Raw genomic sequence first — 15,855 nt, forward strand, 5'->3', positions numbered from 1 at the left:
TTAATGACTTATCACAACGCAATGCGTACAATACCGCCCCCGAAAAATAGGTTGGTGATTTATGAGTTCAGATAGTCAATTTTTAGTTGGTCAGCGTTGGTTAAGCAACACAGAAATAGAGCTGGGGCTGGGCGTAGTTATCGGTAACGATTTCCGTTCAGTTGAAGTGTTGTATCCGGCAACAGGCGAAGCGCGAAAATACACGAAGCAAGACGCGCCGCTTACGCGACTAATATTCGAAATTGGCGAAACGGTCAAAAGCCAAGACGGCTGGGAAATGACCATTACTGAAAAAGAAGAAAGCCAAGGTTTATTTGTATATCACGGGCTCCGGGAAGATACCAAGGCCCAAGTGCGTTTACCTGAAACCATGCTAGACAGCCACATTCGCTTAAACCAACCTGAAAAGCGCCTGTTCAGTCAGCAACTAGACAATCCGAAATGGTTCGACTTACGGGAACGCGCCCTAGATCATCAATACGAATATTTGCGTTCAAGTACTATCGGTCTTGCCGGTGCCCGCATATCGCTTATCCCACACCAGCTACACATAGCATCAGAGGTAGGCGGCAGACACGCGCCTCGCGTGTTGCTTGCTGATGAAGTAGGGCTTGGTAAAACCATTGAAGCAGCATTAATTATTCACCAGCAGCTTAAAACAGGCCGGGCCGAGCGCGTGCTTATCTTGGTTCCAGACTCGCTTATGCATCAATGGCTAGTTGAAATGCTACGCCGTGTGAACCTTCCTTTTGCCATTTACGATGAGAGTCGTTGCGAAGCAATAGAGAAGAGTGAAGGATTAAGTGAAGGCTTAGAAGATGACGAAGCGTCTGCTACAAGCACAGTAAATCCATTTGAAAGCGATCAGCTGGTACTTTGCAGTATCGACTTCCTCAGTAAAAGTGAAAAACGCCAACAGCAAATTCAAGCCGCAGGTTGGGACTTAATGGTTGTCGATGAAGCCCACCACCTTGCTTGGTCAAGTGAAGCTCCCTCTGCCGAATACCTGTGTGTTGAAGCATTAGCCAACCAAACACCTGGCGTATTGCTACTTACCGCAACGCCTGATCAACTTGGTCACGAAAGCCACTTTGCACGCTTACGCCTACTCGACCCGGCACGCTTTCATAGTTACGACGCTTTCTTAGATGAAGAATCGAAATACAGCCAACTCGCCGATGCGGTAGCGCCATTACTTTCAGACGCCGAGCCTAACGACAAACAGCGCAGCAAACTTGCTGAGTTTGCGCCCGACGTTATGGAACATGCGGGAGACTTAAACTCGCAAGAAAATCGCCATGCGTTGCTGCATCAACTTATTGACTGTCACGGTACAGGTCGCATGTTGTTCAGAAACCGTCGCGCCAATATTGAAGGCTTTCCAATGCGTAAACTAAGCGCTTATGAATTGGCACTGCCTGAAGTTTATTCAGAGGCAGTTAGCGGCGCCGACTTAACCTATTCACTCTATCCTGAGCGTATGGCAAGTGTGGTTAACAGCTGGACTAAGCACGACCCTCGCGTTGAGTGGCTGCTAGACTTTATGCAAAGCGTTAAGCCAGAAAAAATTCTGCTTATTTGCGCCAGCGCTCGTACGGCACAAGAACTAGGCGAAGTTATTCGCACGCAAACCGGCATACGCCATAGTGTATTCCACGAAGGCATGAGCATAGTAGAGCGCGATAAGGCGGCCCATTACTTTGCCGACGAAGAAGATGGCGCACAAATTTTACTGTGCAGTGAAATAGGCAGCGAAGGCCGCAACTTCCAGTTTGCTCACCACTTAGTATTGTTTGATTTACCTATTACGCCAGACCTGCTTGAACAACGCATTGGGCGTCTTGATCGTATCGGGCAAACCCAAACTGTACAAATTCACGTGCCGTATTTAGCGAAAACCGCTCAGCACGTATTGTTAGATTGGTATCACGAAGGGCTTAATGCCTTTGAGAAGACCTGTCCGACCGGCTCTGGCGTGTTCGACGACGTCAAACCTTTGCTTATTGGTGCCTGCTTACATCCTGACGATATGAGCGCCCGTGACGAGCTTGTAAACATGAGTGTTACGCTAAATAGCCAACTGGTGGCACAGCTTGAAGCCGGTCGCGATCGTCTTCTTGAGCTTAATGCCTCTGGCGAAGGCCGTGTGGAGCAATTGCTTGAAGATATTATCACCCTTGATAGCGAACAAGATTTATCGCGTTTTATGGGCCGTGTCTTTGACGCTATTGGCGTCCAGCAAGACGAAAAAGGCAACGACTGCTTTATCCTTATGCCAACCGAATCGATGGTGAGTCAGCTTCCAGGGCTTGATCCAGAGGGTATGACGGTGACTTACAAACGCCGTGTTGCTACCACGCTCGAAAACGTACAGTTTCTTAGCTGGGACCATCCGCTCGTACATACCGCTATTGATGTAGTGCTGACCGACGTTCACGGAAAAAGTAGCATGGGCTTTATTGCTGAGCCTTCTTTGCCGAAAGGCGCCTACTGGATAGAAACCCTTTTCGTGCTGCATGCACAAGCGCCGAAAGCGCTTCAATTGGGGCGCTTCTTGCCACAAACGCCGGTACGCGTTTGTTTAGATGCGCAGGGCAATCCATCTGATTTGAGCTTTGATGTTAAGCGTAAAATTGGTCGCAAGATTTCTTCTCAACTTCTAAAAGCACTGCAGCAGCCGCTTGAGCTTGCTATCGAGAAAGCACGTAAGCTTGCCCATCATGAGGCTAACCAAAAGCAGCATGATGCTCTTAACGATATGCACAGCACATTGAATGATGAAATACAGCGCTTGCGCGATCTTCAAAAGCGCAATCCTGCTGTGCGCGATAGCGAAATTGAATTTATTGAAACACAAATGAATGCGCTCGATAAGGTCATTCAGGAAGCTGATGTTCAGCTAGATGCCATACGTATTGTGGTGAACAACCCGTAGATGCGAAATATTAGACACTAAAAGAACATCCTTGAAGTAACGAGTACATAATGGCAAACCCGAGTTTTGTTTATAACCCGCCTATGACGCCTTATCTTGATATTCTGTATCAAGATGAGGATATGGTGGTAACTCATAAGCCTAGCGGGCTATTGAGCGTGCCTGGTAAGGCTTTAGAGCACCGCGACTCGCTCATTAGCCGGGTGAACTCTGTATACCCCACTGCTACGGTAGTTCATCGGCTAGATATGGCGACATCGGGTATCTTAGTGCTGGCACTGAATAAAGAGAGTCATCGCCATATATCAAAACAATTTGAGCTTAGACAAACCAAAAAGCGGTATTTCGCACGGGTACACGGTCATGTAGCACAAGACAGTGGAGAGATTAATTTACCCCTTATTTGCGACTGGCCGAACAGACCGAAGCAAATGGTAGATTTCGAGCGCGGTAAGAAAGCAGTAACGCATTTTGACGTTGTCGAGCGTACCCATGATGAAAAAGGTTTGCCCTACTCTTTAATTGCCCTTTACCCCATCACAGGTCGCTCTCACCAATTGCGCGTGCATATGCTTGCTTTAGGCCACCCTATTTTAGGTGACAGACTTTATGCCCATGAAGAAGCATTATCTATGGCATCTCGCTTACAGCTACATGCAGAAAGCTTAAGCTTTTCCCACCCTACACTCAGGCATTGGCAGCATTTCCACATCCCTATTCCTTTTAGCCAGTACCAACCCAAAGCACTTTCTGAAAGTATTGAGTAGTGTGTTATACCAATCCGCATAGATAACTCTCACTAAGTGGGTAATTATCTATGCAAACTGGTATTGTCTATAGACTTCATTTCAGTTTTATAAGGTTCTGCCGATAACCTTTGTAGAATGCTTGGTGTATGAATTGATTTGATGCTGCCTCGACTGCGCAAATCAAAAATAGGTAAAGGCAAACCGTTTTTTATGAAAAGGCACGCTCTCCTTATAACATTTGCAGTTATCGTCTCGCTGCTGCCTGTGACGGCTCATTGTGATTTTTTCACAGATGTAAGTAATGCCTATTTGCCCGGTGAAGTGGACACGTTAATGGTAGGCGAAGACAAAGCCCCTGTTATTTTCATTGAGGCACAAACTCCGCTCCCTTTGGGTGTTGCAGTGGTACTCACTGAGCCCTTTCCATCTAGTCTTACTCTTGCTCAAGGTAACAGCTTAGCGAGTATGCTTGCTGAGAAAGGATGGAACGTAGTTATCAGCCCATTTAATTTGTCGACAAACTTACCATCAGTTCTAACTACTGAAGAACAAACCAGTGAAGCGCGAGCAGAAAGCGCATCTCCATCGATGGATAGCGAATCAATCATCCACCCTAGAAGTGATCAACTGACTCAGTACCTTGACTTTGAATCAACGACGACGGCACTAACCCTGCAACTCAGTGCTTTAGATAATTATTTGCAAGATAAAACCGGATACCGCATGGTCATTGCGCAAGGAATGCTTGCTTCGGCCTACTTGACTGCAATAGAAGTGCAGCCTGGTTTACAACCAGACTCGCTTGTCGCTATATCGCCATTTTGGCCACAAGAAAAAACAAATAACTTAGTGATTGATACTATCGCGAAAGCGAGCTTTCCTATTCTTGACCTGTCTTTAATAAACTTTAACGACTGGGAAGCAAGCACCGCACTGAAAAGAAAGGTTCGCGCAAAAAACGAACTAAAGTTGCATTATAGACAAGTCCACCTGCCAAATAATTCTTTAACCTTTAGTATAAAAGAAATCAACAAAACTCCAAACATTCATATAGTTGCAAATACCATCATAGGCTGGACCAGACATCTAGGCTGGTAATTCCTCTATCTTAGGATTAGGCTAAATCAGTATCCAAAACAGTTACCTACCCATATTCAGACGAATAATGGGATGTTGTAGTCAATGGTAATCATGTTATGGGCTATACTATTTTTTAGCAAACAACGGCGGTTGAGTGACTTGTGAATGTTCAGGAATTTGTAGATAACAAAGCGAAACAGCTGTGTTTCTATTTGAGAGCATTTTGGCACGGAGAGCTTCCTATCGAGGAGATCGAGCTATTCTTTTGGGATAGCATGGAAGAATGGGGGCAAATTGAATGCACACTAACCCAGCCATATACGCAAAAAGAGCGTGTTTTTTGGCATTTGCTTCATCAAGTGCATTACTGGAATGAAGATAAACTAACAAAGGACCAGTTTCTTGTTGATGAGTTGACAAACTGCGTTAATTTTCTGGAAGGTTTAGGGCATTGTCCTCTAGACTGTGTCGGTATACGTCCGTGAACACGGTTCACACCGTGGCTCACCTCACACTATTAGCTTCTCCTGCTTACCTCTAATTTATTGATATCGCCTTCACAGTTTTATTGCTAAACACAGTAGTTCGTGGCTCAATACCCTTTTGAGTTACCGCTGAAGGCCGAAGTATTGCTTACTGCATTAAAAACGTTCAACGACAAACGCTACCTAACGATTTTTCTATTTGGCATTTCCAGTGGTTTTCCTTGGATCATGATTGGTTCAGTGTTATCGGCTTGGCTAAAAGATGAAGGTTTATCGCGTTCGGCAATTGGTCTTTTTGGTATTATCTTCGCCACCTACTCATTTAATTTTCTATGGTCGCCTCTTGTCGATAAGCTTAAGCCACCCTTGTTAGGACAACGGCGCGGCTGGATCTTTTTGATGCAAAGCGGTGTTGTTTTACTGTGTCTGGCCATGTCCCAACTTACCGCAAACCAAGACTTATTCTACGTAGCCTTAATTGGTTTATTAATTGCCATTGCTTCTGCCACCCAAGATATTGCTATTGATGGATTTCGTATTGATTGCATTGAAAAAGAAGATAAAGATGGTATGTCTGCTGCTTCATCTGTGGCAACAGCCGGGTGGTGGACGGGCTATGGTGGCCTTGGCGCTATCCCCTTTTTCTTGGCCGACCTCACTTCTTGGACATGGCCAGATATTTACTTATTGCTTGGCGTTATCATGGCTTCTTTGGCAATAGCTACCGCCTTCGCAAACGAACCCGCTGTTAATAGGGAAGCCTTGCTGGAGAAGGTAACGAGTCCAGACGCTAATAAATCTGCTGTAATTAACTGGATAAGCACAACACTCATAACACCATTTTCGGAGTTCTTTAACCGAAACGGTGTAAAGCTGGCCGCTTCATTCTTGTTGTTTATTTTTCTTTTTAAAATTGGTGAAGCTTTTTTAGGTCGTATGAGCATTGTCTTCTACAAAGAAGTCGGTTTTTCCAATAGCGATATCGCCACTTACTCAAAGTTACTTAACTGGTGGGTGACCATTATATTCTCTCTACTTGGCGGGTTAGTAAACATTCGCTATGGCATTTACCGAGGGCTGATGATTGCGGGTGTCGCCATGGCGGCTTCAAACCTACTCTTTGCTCTTATCGCACAGACTGGACCTTCAACTTCACTGTTAGCCATCACAGTAATTGTCGATGGTTTTACCGGAGCATGGAGCACTGTTGCTATGGTCGCCTTTATATCGCTATTATGTAACCGCGCTTTTAGCGCAACACAATATGCACTTATGGCCTCACTAAGTGTTGCAGGACGAACATTAGTTGCTTCTAGCAGTGGTTTGGTTGTTGATAGCCTTAACGGAAACTGGAGTTTGTTTTTCATTTTGACAGCTGTCATGGTGATGCCTAGCCTTTGCTTTTTATATTCAATAAGGGAGCATATAAAGCGCGTTGAAGCGCCATAAATTCCTTACATTTCCAAGCAATCTACATTTAGTTACCTTGCAAGTTTGAGTTAGTTGCCTACATTTAAAGAAGGTAGTAAATGCAAACTCTTGCAAGGAAGGAAATTGAGCGCAAACAAGGCTGATCCACCGCAACGTAAGTCATCATTGGTATCCACCGCTTTTACCTCTTCAAAAGTAAACGCTACGGCAATGTTTTTCGGTGTCATTATTATCTCAATTTTGTTTGCGCTGAACATCGAACAGCAGTCTTTTATCACTAACCTCAAGCAAAAGAGTGATTTAGAAGACAGTATAATCACCGCTGAATATCGAATTCGCCAATTCAACAGCCATACGCAAAGTAATAATGGCACTCATACCGCTTTAGCCCATCAATTACAGGTAACGTACCAAGGATTAAATCGATATCTACAAGACAGATGGAGGGTCAGCAGCGCTCTAGCCCCCGTTTCTAAAGAAGAGTTTACAAAAGCATATAGTGGCTTAAATAGAGCCACAGCCGAAGAAAGCGCCAAAATAACGCAAATATTGCTATACACGCTTATAGTGCTCCCCCCTACTGAAATGAAACCCTATATCGATGATGGCTTTAGCCTTCTTCCTCTTCTAACTACCTTACAAACGGACGAAAATGCGGCGCTACTCCGAATCCAGGGCCTGCGTAAAAAGATGTTGATAACTACCTTACTTGGCGCGGTTGTTCTGGCTCTTTGGTATCTTGGTGCTTGGCTTGCTAGCAAAAGCACACCCAAGAAATCTCTGCGAAAGCTCAACAAGTCAAATGTACGGCTTGAGTTTGCTGATAATGGACAAGACTTGCAGAACAAAGAATTTTTGAAGCTTATTAGCCATGAGTTTCGAGCGCCGATTAGCGCCATAATAAGCGCCTTAGAGCTTATTCCGAACTTGGAAGACCAGCGTACTAGGTTAATTCAACAAGCCGAGCAATCAAGCTATCGACTACTTAATCTAACCAGTAACCTTACAGATATACTCAGTAATCATGTAGAGGATGATCTTCTGGTTTCAAAGGTAGACTTGATTAGTTTGTTAGACGAATGCATCTCGCCTTTTTCGGTAAGAGTTAAAGACAAAAAACTCGAACTTAACATGCATTGTAGTCATAGCGTGCCAAGTTATGCTGAAACCGACGCTATGGCCCTTTCCAAAGTTATAGTGAATATACTTGATAATGCCGTGAAGTTTACTTCGACGGGATTAATTGACGTGACGGTTACAACGTTGGTTAAAGACAAAAGAGTCTTTCTAGAAATCATTGTTAATGACACCGGTATTGGCATTGATGAACAAACCCAAAAACACATGTTCGAGCGTTTTTATCGAGGTGAGCACTCGCAAAGTCAGCGCTACCCGGGGGCGGGAATTGGGCTATCGGTTGCTAAACGCAGTCTTGATAAACTTGGCGGTACATTACAGGTGAACAGTACGGTAGGTGTCGGTTCCGAGTTCAATATATCACTGCCAATTACGCCCCTAGAAGACTCGCCATCCGTAACATCGACGCCTTCTAATGCCAAGTTTGCCATCGTCGATGATTTAGAAATATCAAGGCTACATTTACAGTCTATAGTCACGAAAGAAGGCTTTAGCGTACGCACATTCTCATCTGGCGCCAACCTTTTAAATCTTCACGAAGAATTGCTTCAGTTCTCCGGCATCATCGCCGACCTCTATATGCCAGGAATGAATGGTCTTGAACTGGTTAAAACACTCAACGCCATTTACGGGGAGCGCGTACCGCCGGTCATCGTATTGTCTGCCACACCGGATATTGCCAATATTATCGCCAAAAGTGAGCTACCTATATTTCAGAGTTTTGTTAAGCCCATTGACAGAAACCGGTTTGTAGATGCCATCCACCAACTCACAGGGAATAAAACAAAGGCCATCAAAGTGCAGGCCAAAGCTAACATTTTAGTGGTAGAGGATGAGCCAATAAATGCAGAAATGGTGGAGTACATGCTACAAAGTATGGGCCACGATGTTACCGTAAGCTACACCGGCGACGACGCAATAGGCCGGGTAAACGAGACGACTTTTGACTGTATATTACTTGATATTAATCTGCCTGACATTAGCGGTTTGGAAGTGGCGAGTATTATAAAAGAGGGGCACCCTGACCTTCCCATCATAGCGCTAACTGCCAACGCCCACAGGAACGACAAAGAGGCTTCACTTCAGGCAGGTATTCGCTATCACCTCGTGAAGCCTGTTACCTTTCAAGAACTCAAAAACACTTTACGTCTTGCGCTTACCAAGTAGGTGTTTTTCTAAGTGTAGATACGGTACTGATTTCGACCGTTTTCTTTCGCCTGATAAAGCGCTTGGTCAGCGCATTCAAGCCATGCCATCGATTCCTTGAAGTCGGGAGAGAACTGGGCAAGCCCAAGGCTTACCGTGAAATTTATCGACTCGCCCTCATGCTCAACCACTAAGCGCTGTGCAAATTGACGAATGCGCTCGGCTACCGCTTTTGCATCGTCTACCGTTGAATCGTTGAGGATAATAGCAAATTCCTCACCGCCATAACGCCCCGCAAGATCGGTTTCCCGCACACAGCGTTTAATCAATGCAGCAAGCATTTTTATCACTTTGTCGCCAGCCTGATGCCCGTAGGTATCATTAATGCGCTTAAAATGGTCGATATCCAGCATAAGTGCGGTACTGGGCTTTTCACGGCGAACGCATAGCTTGTGCATTTCATCAAAGCGTTCTTGCCAATAGCGGCGGTTAAATAGCCCAGTAAGCCCATCGACCCGGCTTGCCGTTTTCAACTCTTCGTTAAGATGCTCCATCCCTAATTTACCCAGGGCCTGTTCGGTAACATCGTAAACCAGCATACAAAACCGCTCTACTCGCCCGCTTTTATCTACGATAGGGAACATGGTCACGTTTTGGTACATAAATTCTGCGGCGCAAGTGACCGGACGATTACAATCGAATTTTAATAAGTAAGGGCGTTGCTCCCAAATGATAAACACTGGGCTTTTTAAATTAAATACAGGGTCAATTTTGGTCCGCAGCCACTTCTCTTCTATTTCTGGAAAGTGTGAAAATAAGCTAGTACCAATAATAGCGTTTGCTTTCTTAGCACTATGGTTCTCGAGAAACTTATTCCAAACTTGCACGTTGAAGTTGCGATCAATTACCGCAATGCCTACTTCAATTGAATCGAGTAATTGTGCAGGTACGTGAGGTGAACTAACGAGAGCCTCTGCAGCGAGTGTACCAATTGAAGCGTTCATAGACTTTCCTTGTCTTGTTTTATAAAGCCATCATCGAACAGCCGCGCATAAATGTGACTCATAGCATCACCAGGGAACAACAATAGAAGGTCAAAGGAAATATCTTTCGACTTTATTGCATAGCCAATCTCAATAGCCATTAATTTCCCCCAGCGCTGTACGTTATCACTTAAAAGCGTTGATAAGCCTTGGTGCTGCCCGAGTAAGATAGGATGCGTGTGACTAAAAGCAACATTGAGCTGTTCTGACAAGCCATTTAAACAAGCACCGATTAGAATATTCGATACGTCCATAAGGGCTTCTAGGGCAAGTTTATCTGATGAGGCAGACGATGGGTATTTCAACAGCTCAACAATGTTTTGCGTATTTGTATCGTTGAAAATAACCAGGGCTTCACCACTTATACCCTCGCTAATAAACCCTTTTGAAACCGCAGAAACGCTGTCATTACGATTAATCTCGGCAATCGCCATAGACAGTTCGTTGCTTTCAATTAAGTTAACATTGGGTATGGGTAAGTCAATAAACTCACCTAGCAGCTGGGCTAGATTTTCTCCCGCGCGCCCCATCGCGATATTGACCATTTCACGGCATGCGTCTAATTGCTCTTCTTTACTTGTTAAACCTTTAGCTTTGGGCGCACTTGACTCACTCAGCCCCTGCACCTTTTGCAACCTAGCACCAGATGAATGGCTTTCACCGCTATAGATGCCGTAGGAAGATAAGATATAACTGAGCTTTTCATTATCAATTGGCTTTCGGATGAAGTCTAAAGCACCTAGGGCAAGCATTTTTTCCCGCGCTTGCGCCTGAACATCACCAGACACTACCACCACCAAGCACGGCAGGTCCTGTTGACGAATGGCTTCCATGGTTTGGTAGCCATCCATCACCGGCATGTTTAAATCGAGAAAGACCACGTCGCCCTTACCTTCTTTGATAAGAGCTAGGGCTTGTTCACCATTTTCGGCAAACGAGACATCTACATCCCACCCATCGGGTAAACTGCGCGCCATTTGTCGCCTTGCGAAGCCCGAGTCATCGCAAATCAATATTGGAGTACTCATGGTAACTCCTTAAATAGCGACAGGGGCTTTAATATGCGGGTGTGACTGATAATTCTTTAGCGTGAAGTCTTCGTAGGAAAAACCAAAGATATCTTTAATATCTGGGTTAATTTCCATCGTTGGGCGGGCAAAAGGTTCGCGACTAAGCTGAAGTTCTACCTGCTCAAGGTGATTTGAATACAAGTGCGCATCACCTAGCGTATGGATAAAATCTCCCGGCTCTAAGTCACACACTTGTGCAATCATCATGGTAAGCAGTGCGTAGCTTGCAATGTTAAACGGAACGCCAAGAAAGATATCACCGCTACGCTGGTAAAGCTGGCAGCTTAGCTTGCCTTCTAAAACGTAAAACTGAAAAAGCGTATGGCAGGGAGGTAACGCCTGCTTGCCCATTGCCGCATTTTCTTTTGGTGAATAGCTAGTATCAGGCAATACCGCAGGGTTCCAGCCGCTAACGATAAGACGACGTGAATCAGGGTTATTTTTAATTTGCTCTACCACTTCGGCAATTTGGTCAACGGAGGTACCGTCACCGCGATCCCAACTACGCCATTGATGGCCATAAACAGGGCCAAGCTCGCCTTCATCGGTAGCCCATTCATCCCAAATTTTTACCCCATGCTCTTTTAAATAGGCAATATTTGTTTCGCCTTTTAAGAACCACAGTAGTTCGTGAATGATTGATTTTAAGTGACATTTTTTTGTTGTCACCAAAGGGAAACCTTCCTGCAAATTAAAGCGCATCTGATAGCCGAATACACTTAATGTACCTGTACCAGTTCGATCTTCCTTTTTCACACCCGTATCACGTACATGGCGCATTAGTGCGAGATATTCTTTCATCGTTATTCTTATATTTTTTGTTGTTCAACACGGTCTTTTCCGCGCATGTATGCACGGACTATTAATCCTATTCCTAAAGCTATCATAGGTAAACAAAGAAGTTGCCCCTGGCTTAGGCCCATTTGGTATAAGCCGATATGAGCGTCAGGTTCTCTGAAGTACTCGACGACAAACCTAAAACTACCGTAACCAAGTAAGAATAAACCACTTACCGCCCCTACCGGACGTTTTTTAGCAGAGTAAAGCCATAGGATAATAAAGAGCAGTACGCCCTCTAAAGCAAATTCATACAGCTGAGATGGGTGACGAGGAACATAACCTGCGTTAGGGAAAATGACAGCCCAAGGTACATCCGTTGTACGCCCCCAAAGCTCTGCGTTGAGGAAGTTACCGATACGACCAGCTCCCAAGCCAATGGGTACCAGTGGCGCCACGAAATCACCTAATCTTAGGAACGTGGTATTCATACACTTCGCTCGCCAGAAAAGCGCCGTTAATACCCCCAACAAGCCTCCGTGGAAAGACATTCCACCCGCCCAAATTTTAAATAGGTACAAAGGGTCATCTAAGAACATGCCAAACTGGTAGAAAAACACATAACCGATGCGGCCGCCCAAAATTACACCCACAAAGCTCCAGAATAGCAGGTCGCTTAACTGCTCTCTGCTCCAGTTGGTTTGTGATAGGCGCTTTTGTGCCAACAAATACGCTGCGATAAACCCTACCAAATACATTAAGCCGTACCAGCGTACACTTAATGGACCGACACTGAAGATAACGGGGTCGATACTGGGAAATACCAGATAACTGCTCTGTTCCATTACTTTATTCAATTCCTAAAATCATTCTAATACTTACTAAAACAAGTAAACATGCCAACATCGCTTTTAAAACACGTATATTAACGCGCTGTCCAAGCTTCGCTCCTATGTTTGCGGTAAACATGGAGGTTGCAACAATACCAGCTGTAGCAGGCAGATAAACATAACCCATACTGTATTCTGGTACATCTATCTCACCCCACCCAGCTATAACGAAACTGGTGGTACCAAAGACGGCAATAACTAGCCCACAAAAAGCGGCACAACCTATGGACGCGCGTACATTAACACGAAACCACACTAAAGCGGGTACAAGTAAAGCGCCACCGCCGATCCCCATTAACGCACTTAACATACCGGCTCCGGCACCAACAGTGGCTAACGCCCCTTTGGAGGCTTCGTTTCCAGACGCTTTTTGTTTGCCAAAAATCATCTGTAGGGCTATCAATATAACCAGTACGGCGAACACATCTTTTAGCAATTCACCTGAGATATGGCTTGCTACTTGAGCACCGGCAATTGCACCAAACGCAATCCCTAGCCCTGTATAAAGCACGATATGCCGTTGAATATTACCCAGTTTATAATGCGCTAGAGCCGACGACATACCCGTAAAAATAATAGTAGATAAAGAGGTTGCAATAGCGACAGGCATAACCGTTTCGGTGGTCATCCCTAGAAAGTGAATCATTAAATATGACAGCGCGGGCACGATAATTAAGCCGCCGCCAATGCCCAGCATTCCCGCAAGGATCCCGACAACAGAACCTAAGATCAGACAGCTGACAACAATTACAACAAGTGGATCCATTTGTTAAGCACCTGCTCGGATAAGGCCTCCTAGGCCCTTAGTTTCAAGATATTGATTCAAGTGCACAAAAACTTCGTCTTGGCTAACAGAGGTTAGCGCTAATGCAAGTAACTGCTTACACTCATCAAGCGTTACTTTTCGAATAAGCCAGTTTATTTTTCTTAAGTTGAAACCATTCATACTCAAGCGGCGGTAGCCCATACCCATTAACAGCAGCGCCCCCGCTGGCTCCCCCGCGATTTCTCCGCAGATAGTCACGGGCACTTGGCTTTGATTAGCTTTTTGAACCACATCGTAAAGGGCCCCTAAAACGGCCGGATGATAGCTATTATAAAGCCCCGCCACCCGCGTGTTGTTTCTATCTACTGCCAATAGGTATTGGGTTAAGTCATTGCTGCCTACTGAAAAGAAATCGACATGCTTGGCCAGCTGAGGTAGCTGATAAAGTACCGACGGCACTTCAAGCATAATACCCAATTTTGGCTTATTTAGGGTTTGCCCTGATTCTGCAATTTCGTCAGATATCTCATAGAACGCCTGATTAATGAGGCGTTTGGACTCCTGCACTTCAGATACCGTAGAAATCATGGGTAGCATAATTTGCAAGTTGCTTAGCCCTACACTCGCCCGAAGCATAGCGCGGACTTGTACCAAGAATATTTCGGGATGATCAAGGGTAAGTCTAATACCACGCCAGCCTAAAAACGGATTCTCTTCGTTAATAGGAAAGTAGGGGAGTGGCTTATCGCCCCCCACATCCAAAGTACGCATGGTGATGGGTAACGATGGAGCAGCCTCAAGAACTTGGCGATACAGGGTTACCTGCTCTTGCTCCGAAGGAAACCGTTCGCGCAGCATGAAAGGTATTTCTGTACGATATAAACCAACCCCTGCCCCAATCTGCTCTGCGTTAAGCTCTACTTCAGCTGAAAGACCCGCGTTGATATAAAGAGACATTCTACAACCATCAACGCTTTCGCAGGGTTTATCTGCCTCTGCGTCTATTTTCTCTGCAATGGCCGACTCTTCATCAATAAGCTGAATAAATTCAGTCTTAATATTGCGTTCGGGTGAAACAATAACTTCGCCAGAATAGCCATCAAGCAATATTTCTTTGTCTTCAAGTAACGCGGGCGTGACGTTTTGACAGCCCATCACTGCGGGCACGCCCATAGCCCTTGCTAATATTGCGGCGTGAGAGTTATTTGACCCGCGAATAGAAATAATGCCTTTAAGCTTCCCTCGCGGGAATTCGGCGAGCATAGGCGCTGATACTTCATCAGCAACTAGAATACTGGCTTCGGTTATCGTTTTTTCAGCAGCCTTCTGGCCATTCGCTTCATACAAAATGTTGGCAAGAATACGGTCGGATAAATCGACAATATCAATAGCACGCTCTTGCATGTAAGGGTCGTCCATAGCCCGAAATCGAGCGGCGTAGCTTTCGACTACCATTTTCAGAGACGAGGCAGCATCCCAACCTTGACGAATTTTTTCTTCTACTTCACGACCTAAACTGTTGGCATCTAACAGATGATGATAGAGCTGGAAAATAGATTTAACGTCATCGGGAATACCATCATCTAATCGGTTAGATAGTGCGTCTACGTGGCCTCGTGTTACCTCAACGCCTTTGCGGTAAAGCTGAATTTGCTCTTGCGGTGATTGTGTACGCTTCACCACCCAGTTTTTGAGGTTGATAGACTTATCTGGTGAGACTCCTTTACCAATAGCTAATCCTGGTGAGCCTGCGATACCACGAACGTTTTTTTGACGTGCCGTGTTGTCGTTAGAGTTTGATAACGTCAATGCACCACGTATATCGGCATTGGTGATCTCTAGCGCAAGCTGTGCAGCGAGGGTAACTAAAAATGCCTCTTCATCTTCGCTAAAGCGTCGCATCTGAGATTGCTGAAGTGTGATAACACCCAGTACGCGCCTTTGATTGATAATAGGCGTACCTAGAAAAGCGTTATACTTTTCTTCTTTTACTTCGGGGTAGTGTTTGAATCTAGGGTGGTTGTGGGCATTGACGATATTTAGCGGTTCTTCACGCTGGCCAACTAAACCGATAAGACCTTCTGAAAAACCAATGCGAACTTGTTCCACCGCATCGGGGTGGAGTCCGTCAGTGGCTTTAAGGGTAAACTCCTGAGTATCGTAATCAGCGAGGTAAATAGAGCATGAATCAACACTGAGAGTGTGCTTTACACGAGAGGCTAGCCTAAACAATGCGGTATCGAGTGCAGAAATTTGATTCATTTCCTGCACGATACGTTTTAATGTGGTTAACATTGCGCCTTGTTGGCTCTGAGGGCTCACCGGTTTTTCCTTGTGTAATCGCAG

At 45.2% G+C, this 15,855-nt stretch carries 12 protein-coding genes; 6 read left to right on the forward strand and 6 right to left on the reverse strand.

What is annotated here, in order from left to right:
* Positions 1-61 precede the first annotated feature (61 nt).
* The 6 genes from rapA to D1814_RS04720 all read left to right on the forward strand — a co-directional run bounded on the left by rapA (position 62) and on the right by D1814_RS04720 (position 8,984).
* Positions 62-2,935 carry an RNA polymerase-associated protein RapA gene (gene rapA, locus D1814_RS04695; protein WP_118490327.1) on the forward strand — a complete coding sequence of 958 codons (2,874 nt, stop codon included), beginning with the start codon at positions 62-64 and terminating at the stop codon, positions 2,933-2,935.
* Positions 2,936-2,985: 50 nt separating this feature from the next.
* Positions 2,986-3,702, forward strand: a complete 717-nt coding sequence (rluA, locus tag D1814_RS04700; RefSeq protein WP_118490328.1) for a bifunctional tRNA pseudouridine(32) synthase/23S rRNA pseudouridine(746) synthase RluA — start codon at positions 2,986-2,988, stop codon at positions 3,700-3,702.
* Positions 3,703-3,894: 192 nt separating this feature from the next.
* Positions 3,895-4,782: a DUF3530 family protein gene (locus D1814_RS04705; RefSeq protein ID WP_118490329.1), complete on the forward strand. Its 888-nt coding sequence runs from the start codon at positions 3,895-3,897 to the stop codon at positions 4,780-4,782.
* A gap of 143 nt (positions 4,783-4,925) precedes the next feature.
* Positions 4,926-5,249 (forward strand): hypothetical protein, encoded by a 324-nt coding sequence (locus tag D1814_RS04710; RefSeq protein ID WP_118490330.1) that lies wholly within the window; start codon positions 4,926-4,928, stop codon positions 5,247-5,249.
* A gap of 102 nt (positions 5,250-5,351) precedes the next feature.
* Entirely contained in the window at positions 5,352-6,698 is a 1,347-nt protein-coding gene (locus D1814_RS04715) for an AmpG family muropeptide MFS transporter (RefSeq protein WP_118490331.1), read from the forward strand.
* 105 nt (positions 6,699-6,803) lie between these two features.
* Positions 6,804-8,984, forward strand: coding sequence for a response regulator (locus D1814_RS04720; RefSeq protein WP_118490332.1), 2,181 nt, complete (start codon positions 6,804-6,806; stop codon positions 8,982-8,984).
* 8 nt (positions 8,985-8,992) lie between these two features.
* On the opposite strand, the gene D1814_RS04725 is transcribed toward D1814_RS04720, so the two are convergent.
* From D1814_RS04725 to ptsP, 6 genes are read right to left on the reverse strand one after another with little or no spacing between them, the layout of a single operon-like run.
* Positions 8,993-9,967 carry a sensor domain-containing diguanylate cyclase gene (locus D1814_RS04725; protein ID WP_118490333.1) on the reverse strand — a complete coding sequence of 325 codons (975 nt, stop codon included), beginning with the start codon at positions 9,965-9,967 and terminating at the stop codon, positions 8,993-8,995.
* Positions 9,964-11,034, reverse strand: coding sequence for a response regulator (locus D1814_RS04730; RefSeq protein ID WP_118490334.1), 1,071 nt, complete (start codon positions 11,032-11,034; stop codon positions 9,964-9,966). Before D1814_RS04730 ends, D1814_RS04725 begins: the two co-directional genes overlap by 4 nt.
* 9 nt (positions 11,035-11,043) lie before the next feature.
* A complete protein-coding gene (locus tag D1814_RS04735; RefSeq protein WP_118490335.1) occupies positions 11,044-11,877 on the reverse strand; it encodes a thymidylate synthase in 834 nt (277 codons plus the stop codon).
* 8 nt (positions 11,878-11,885) lie between these two features.
* Positions 11,886-12,698: a prolipoprotein diacylglyceryl transferase gene (lgt, locus tag D1814_RS04740; protein ID WP_118490336.1), complete on the reverse strand. Its 813-nt coding sequence runs from the start codon at positions 12,696-12,698 to the stop codon at positions 11,886-11,888.
* Between the two features lie 4 nt (positions 12,699-12,702).
* Positions 12,703-13,509 carry a sulfite exporter TauE/SafE family protein gene (locus D1814_RS04745; RefSeq protein WP_118490337.1) on the reverse strand — a complete coding sequence of 269 codons (807 nt, stop codon included), beginning with the start codon at positions 13,507-13,509 and terminating at the stop codon, positions 12,703-12,705.
* A 3-nt stretch (positions 13,510-13,512) separates the two neighbouring features.
* Complete coding sequence (gene ptsP / locus D1814_RS04750) at positions 13,513-15,804, reverse strand: phosphoenolpyruvate--protein phosphotransferase (protein ID WP_118495310.1); 2,292 nt, start codon at positions 15,802-15,804, stop codon at positions 13,513-13,515.
* Positions 15,805-15,855: the final 51 nt, after the last annotated feature.

Source organism: Alteromonas sp. BL110, from assembly GCF_003443615.1.
Taxonomy (GTDB): domain Bacteria; phylum Pseudomonadota; class Gammaproteobacteria; order Enterobacterales; family Alteromonadaceae; genus Alteromonas.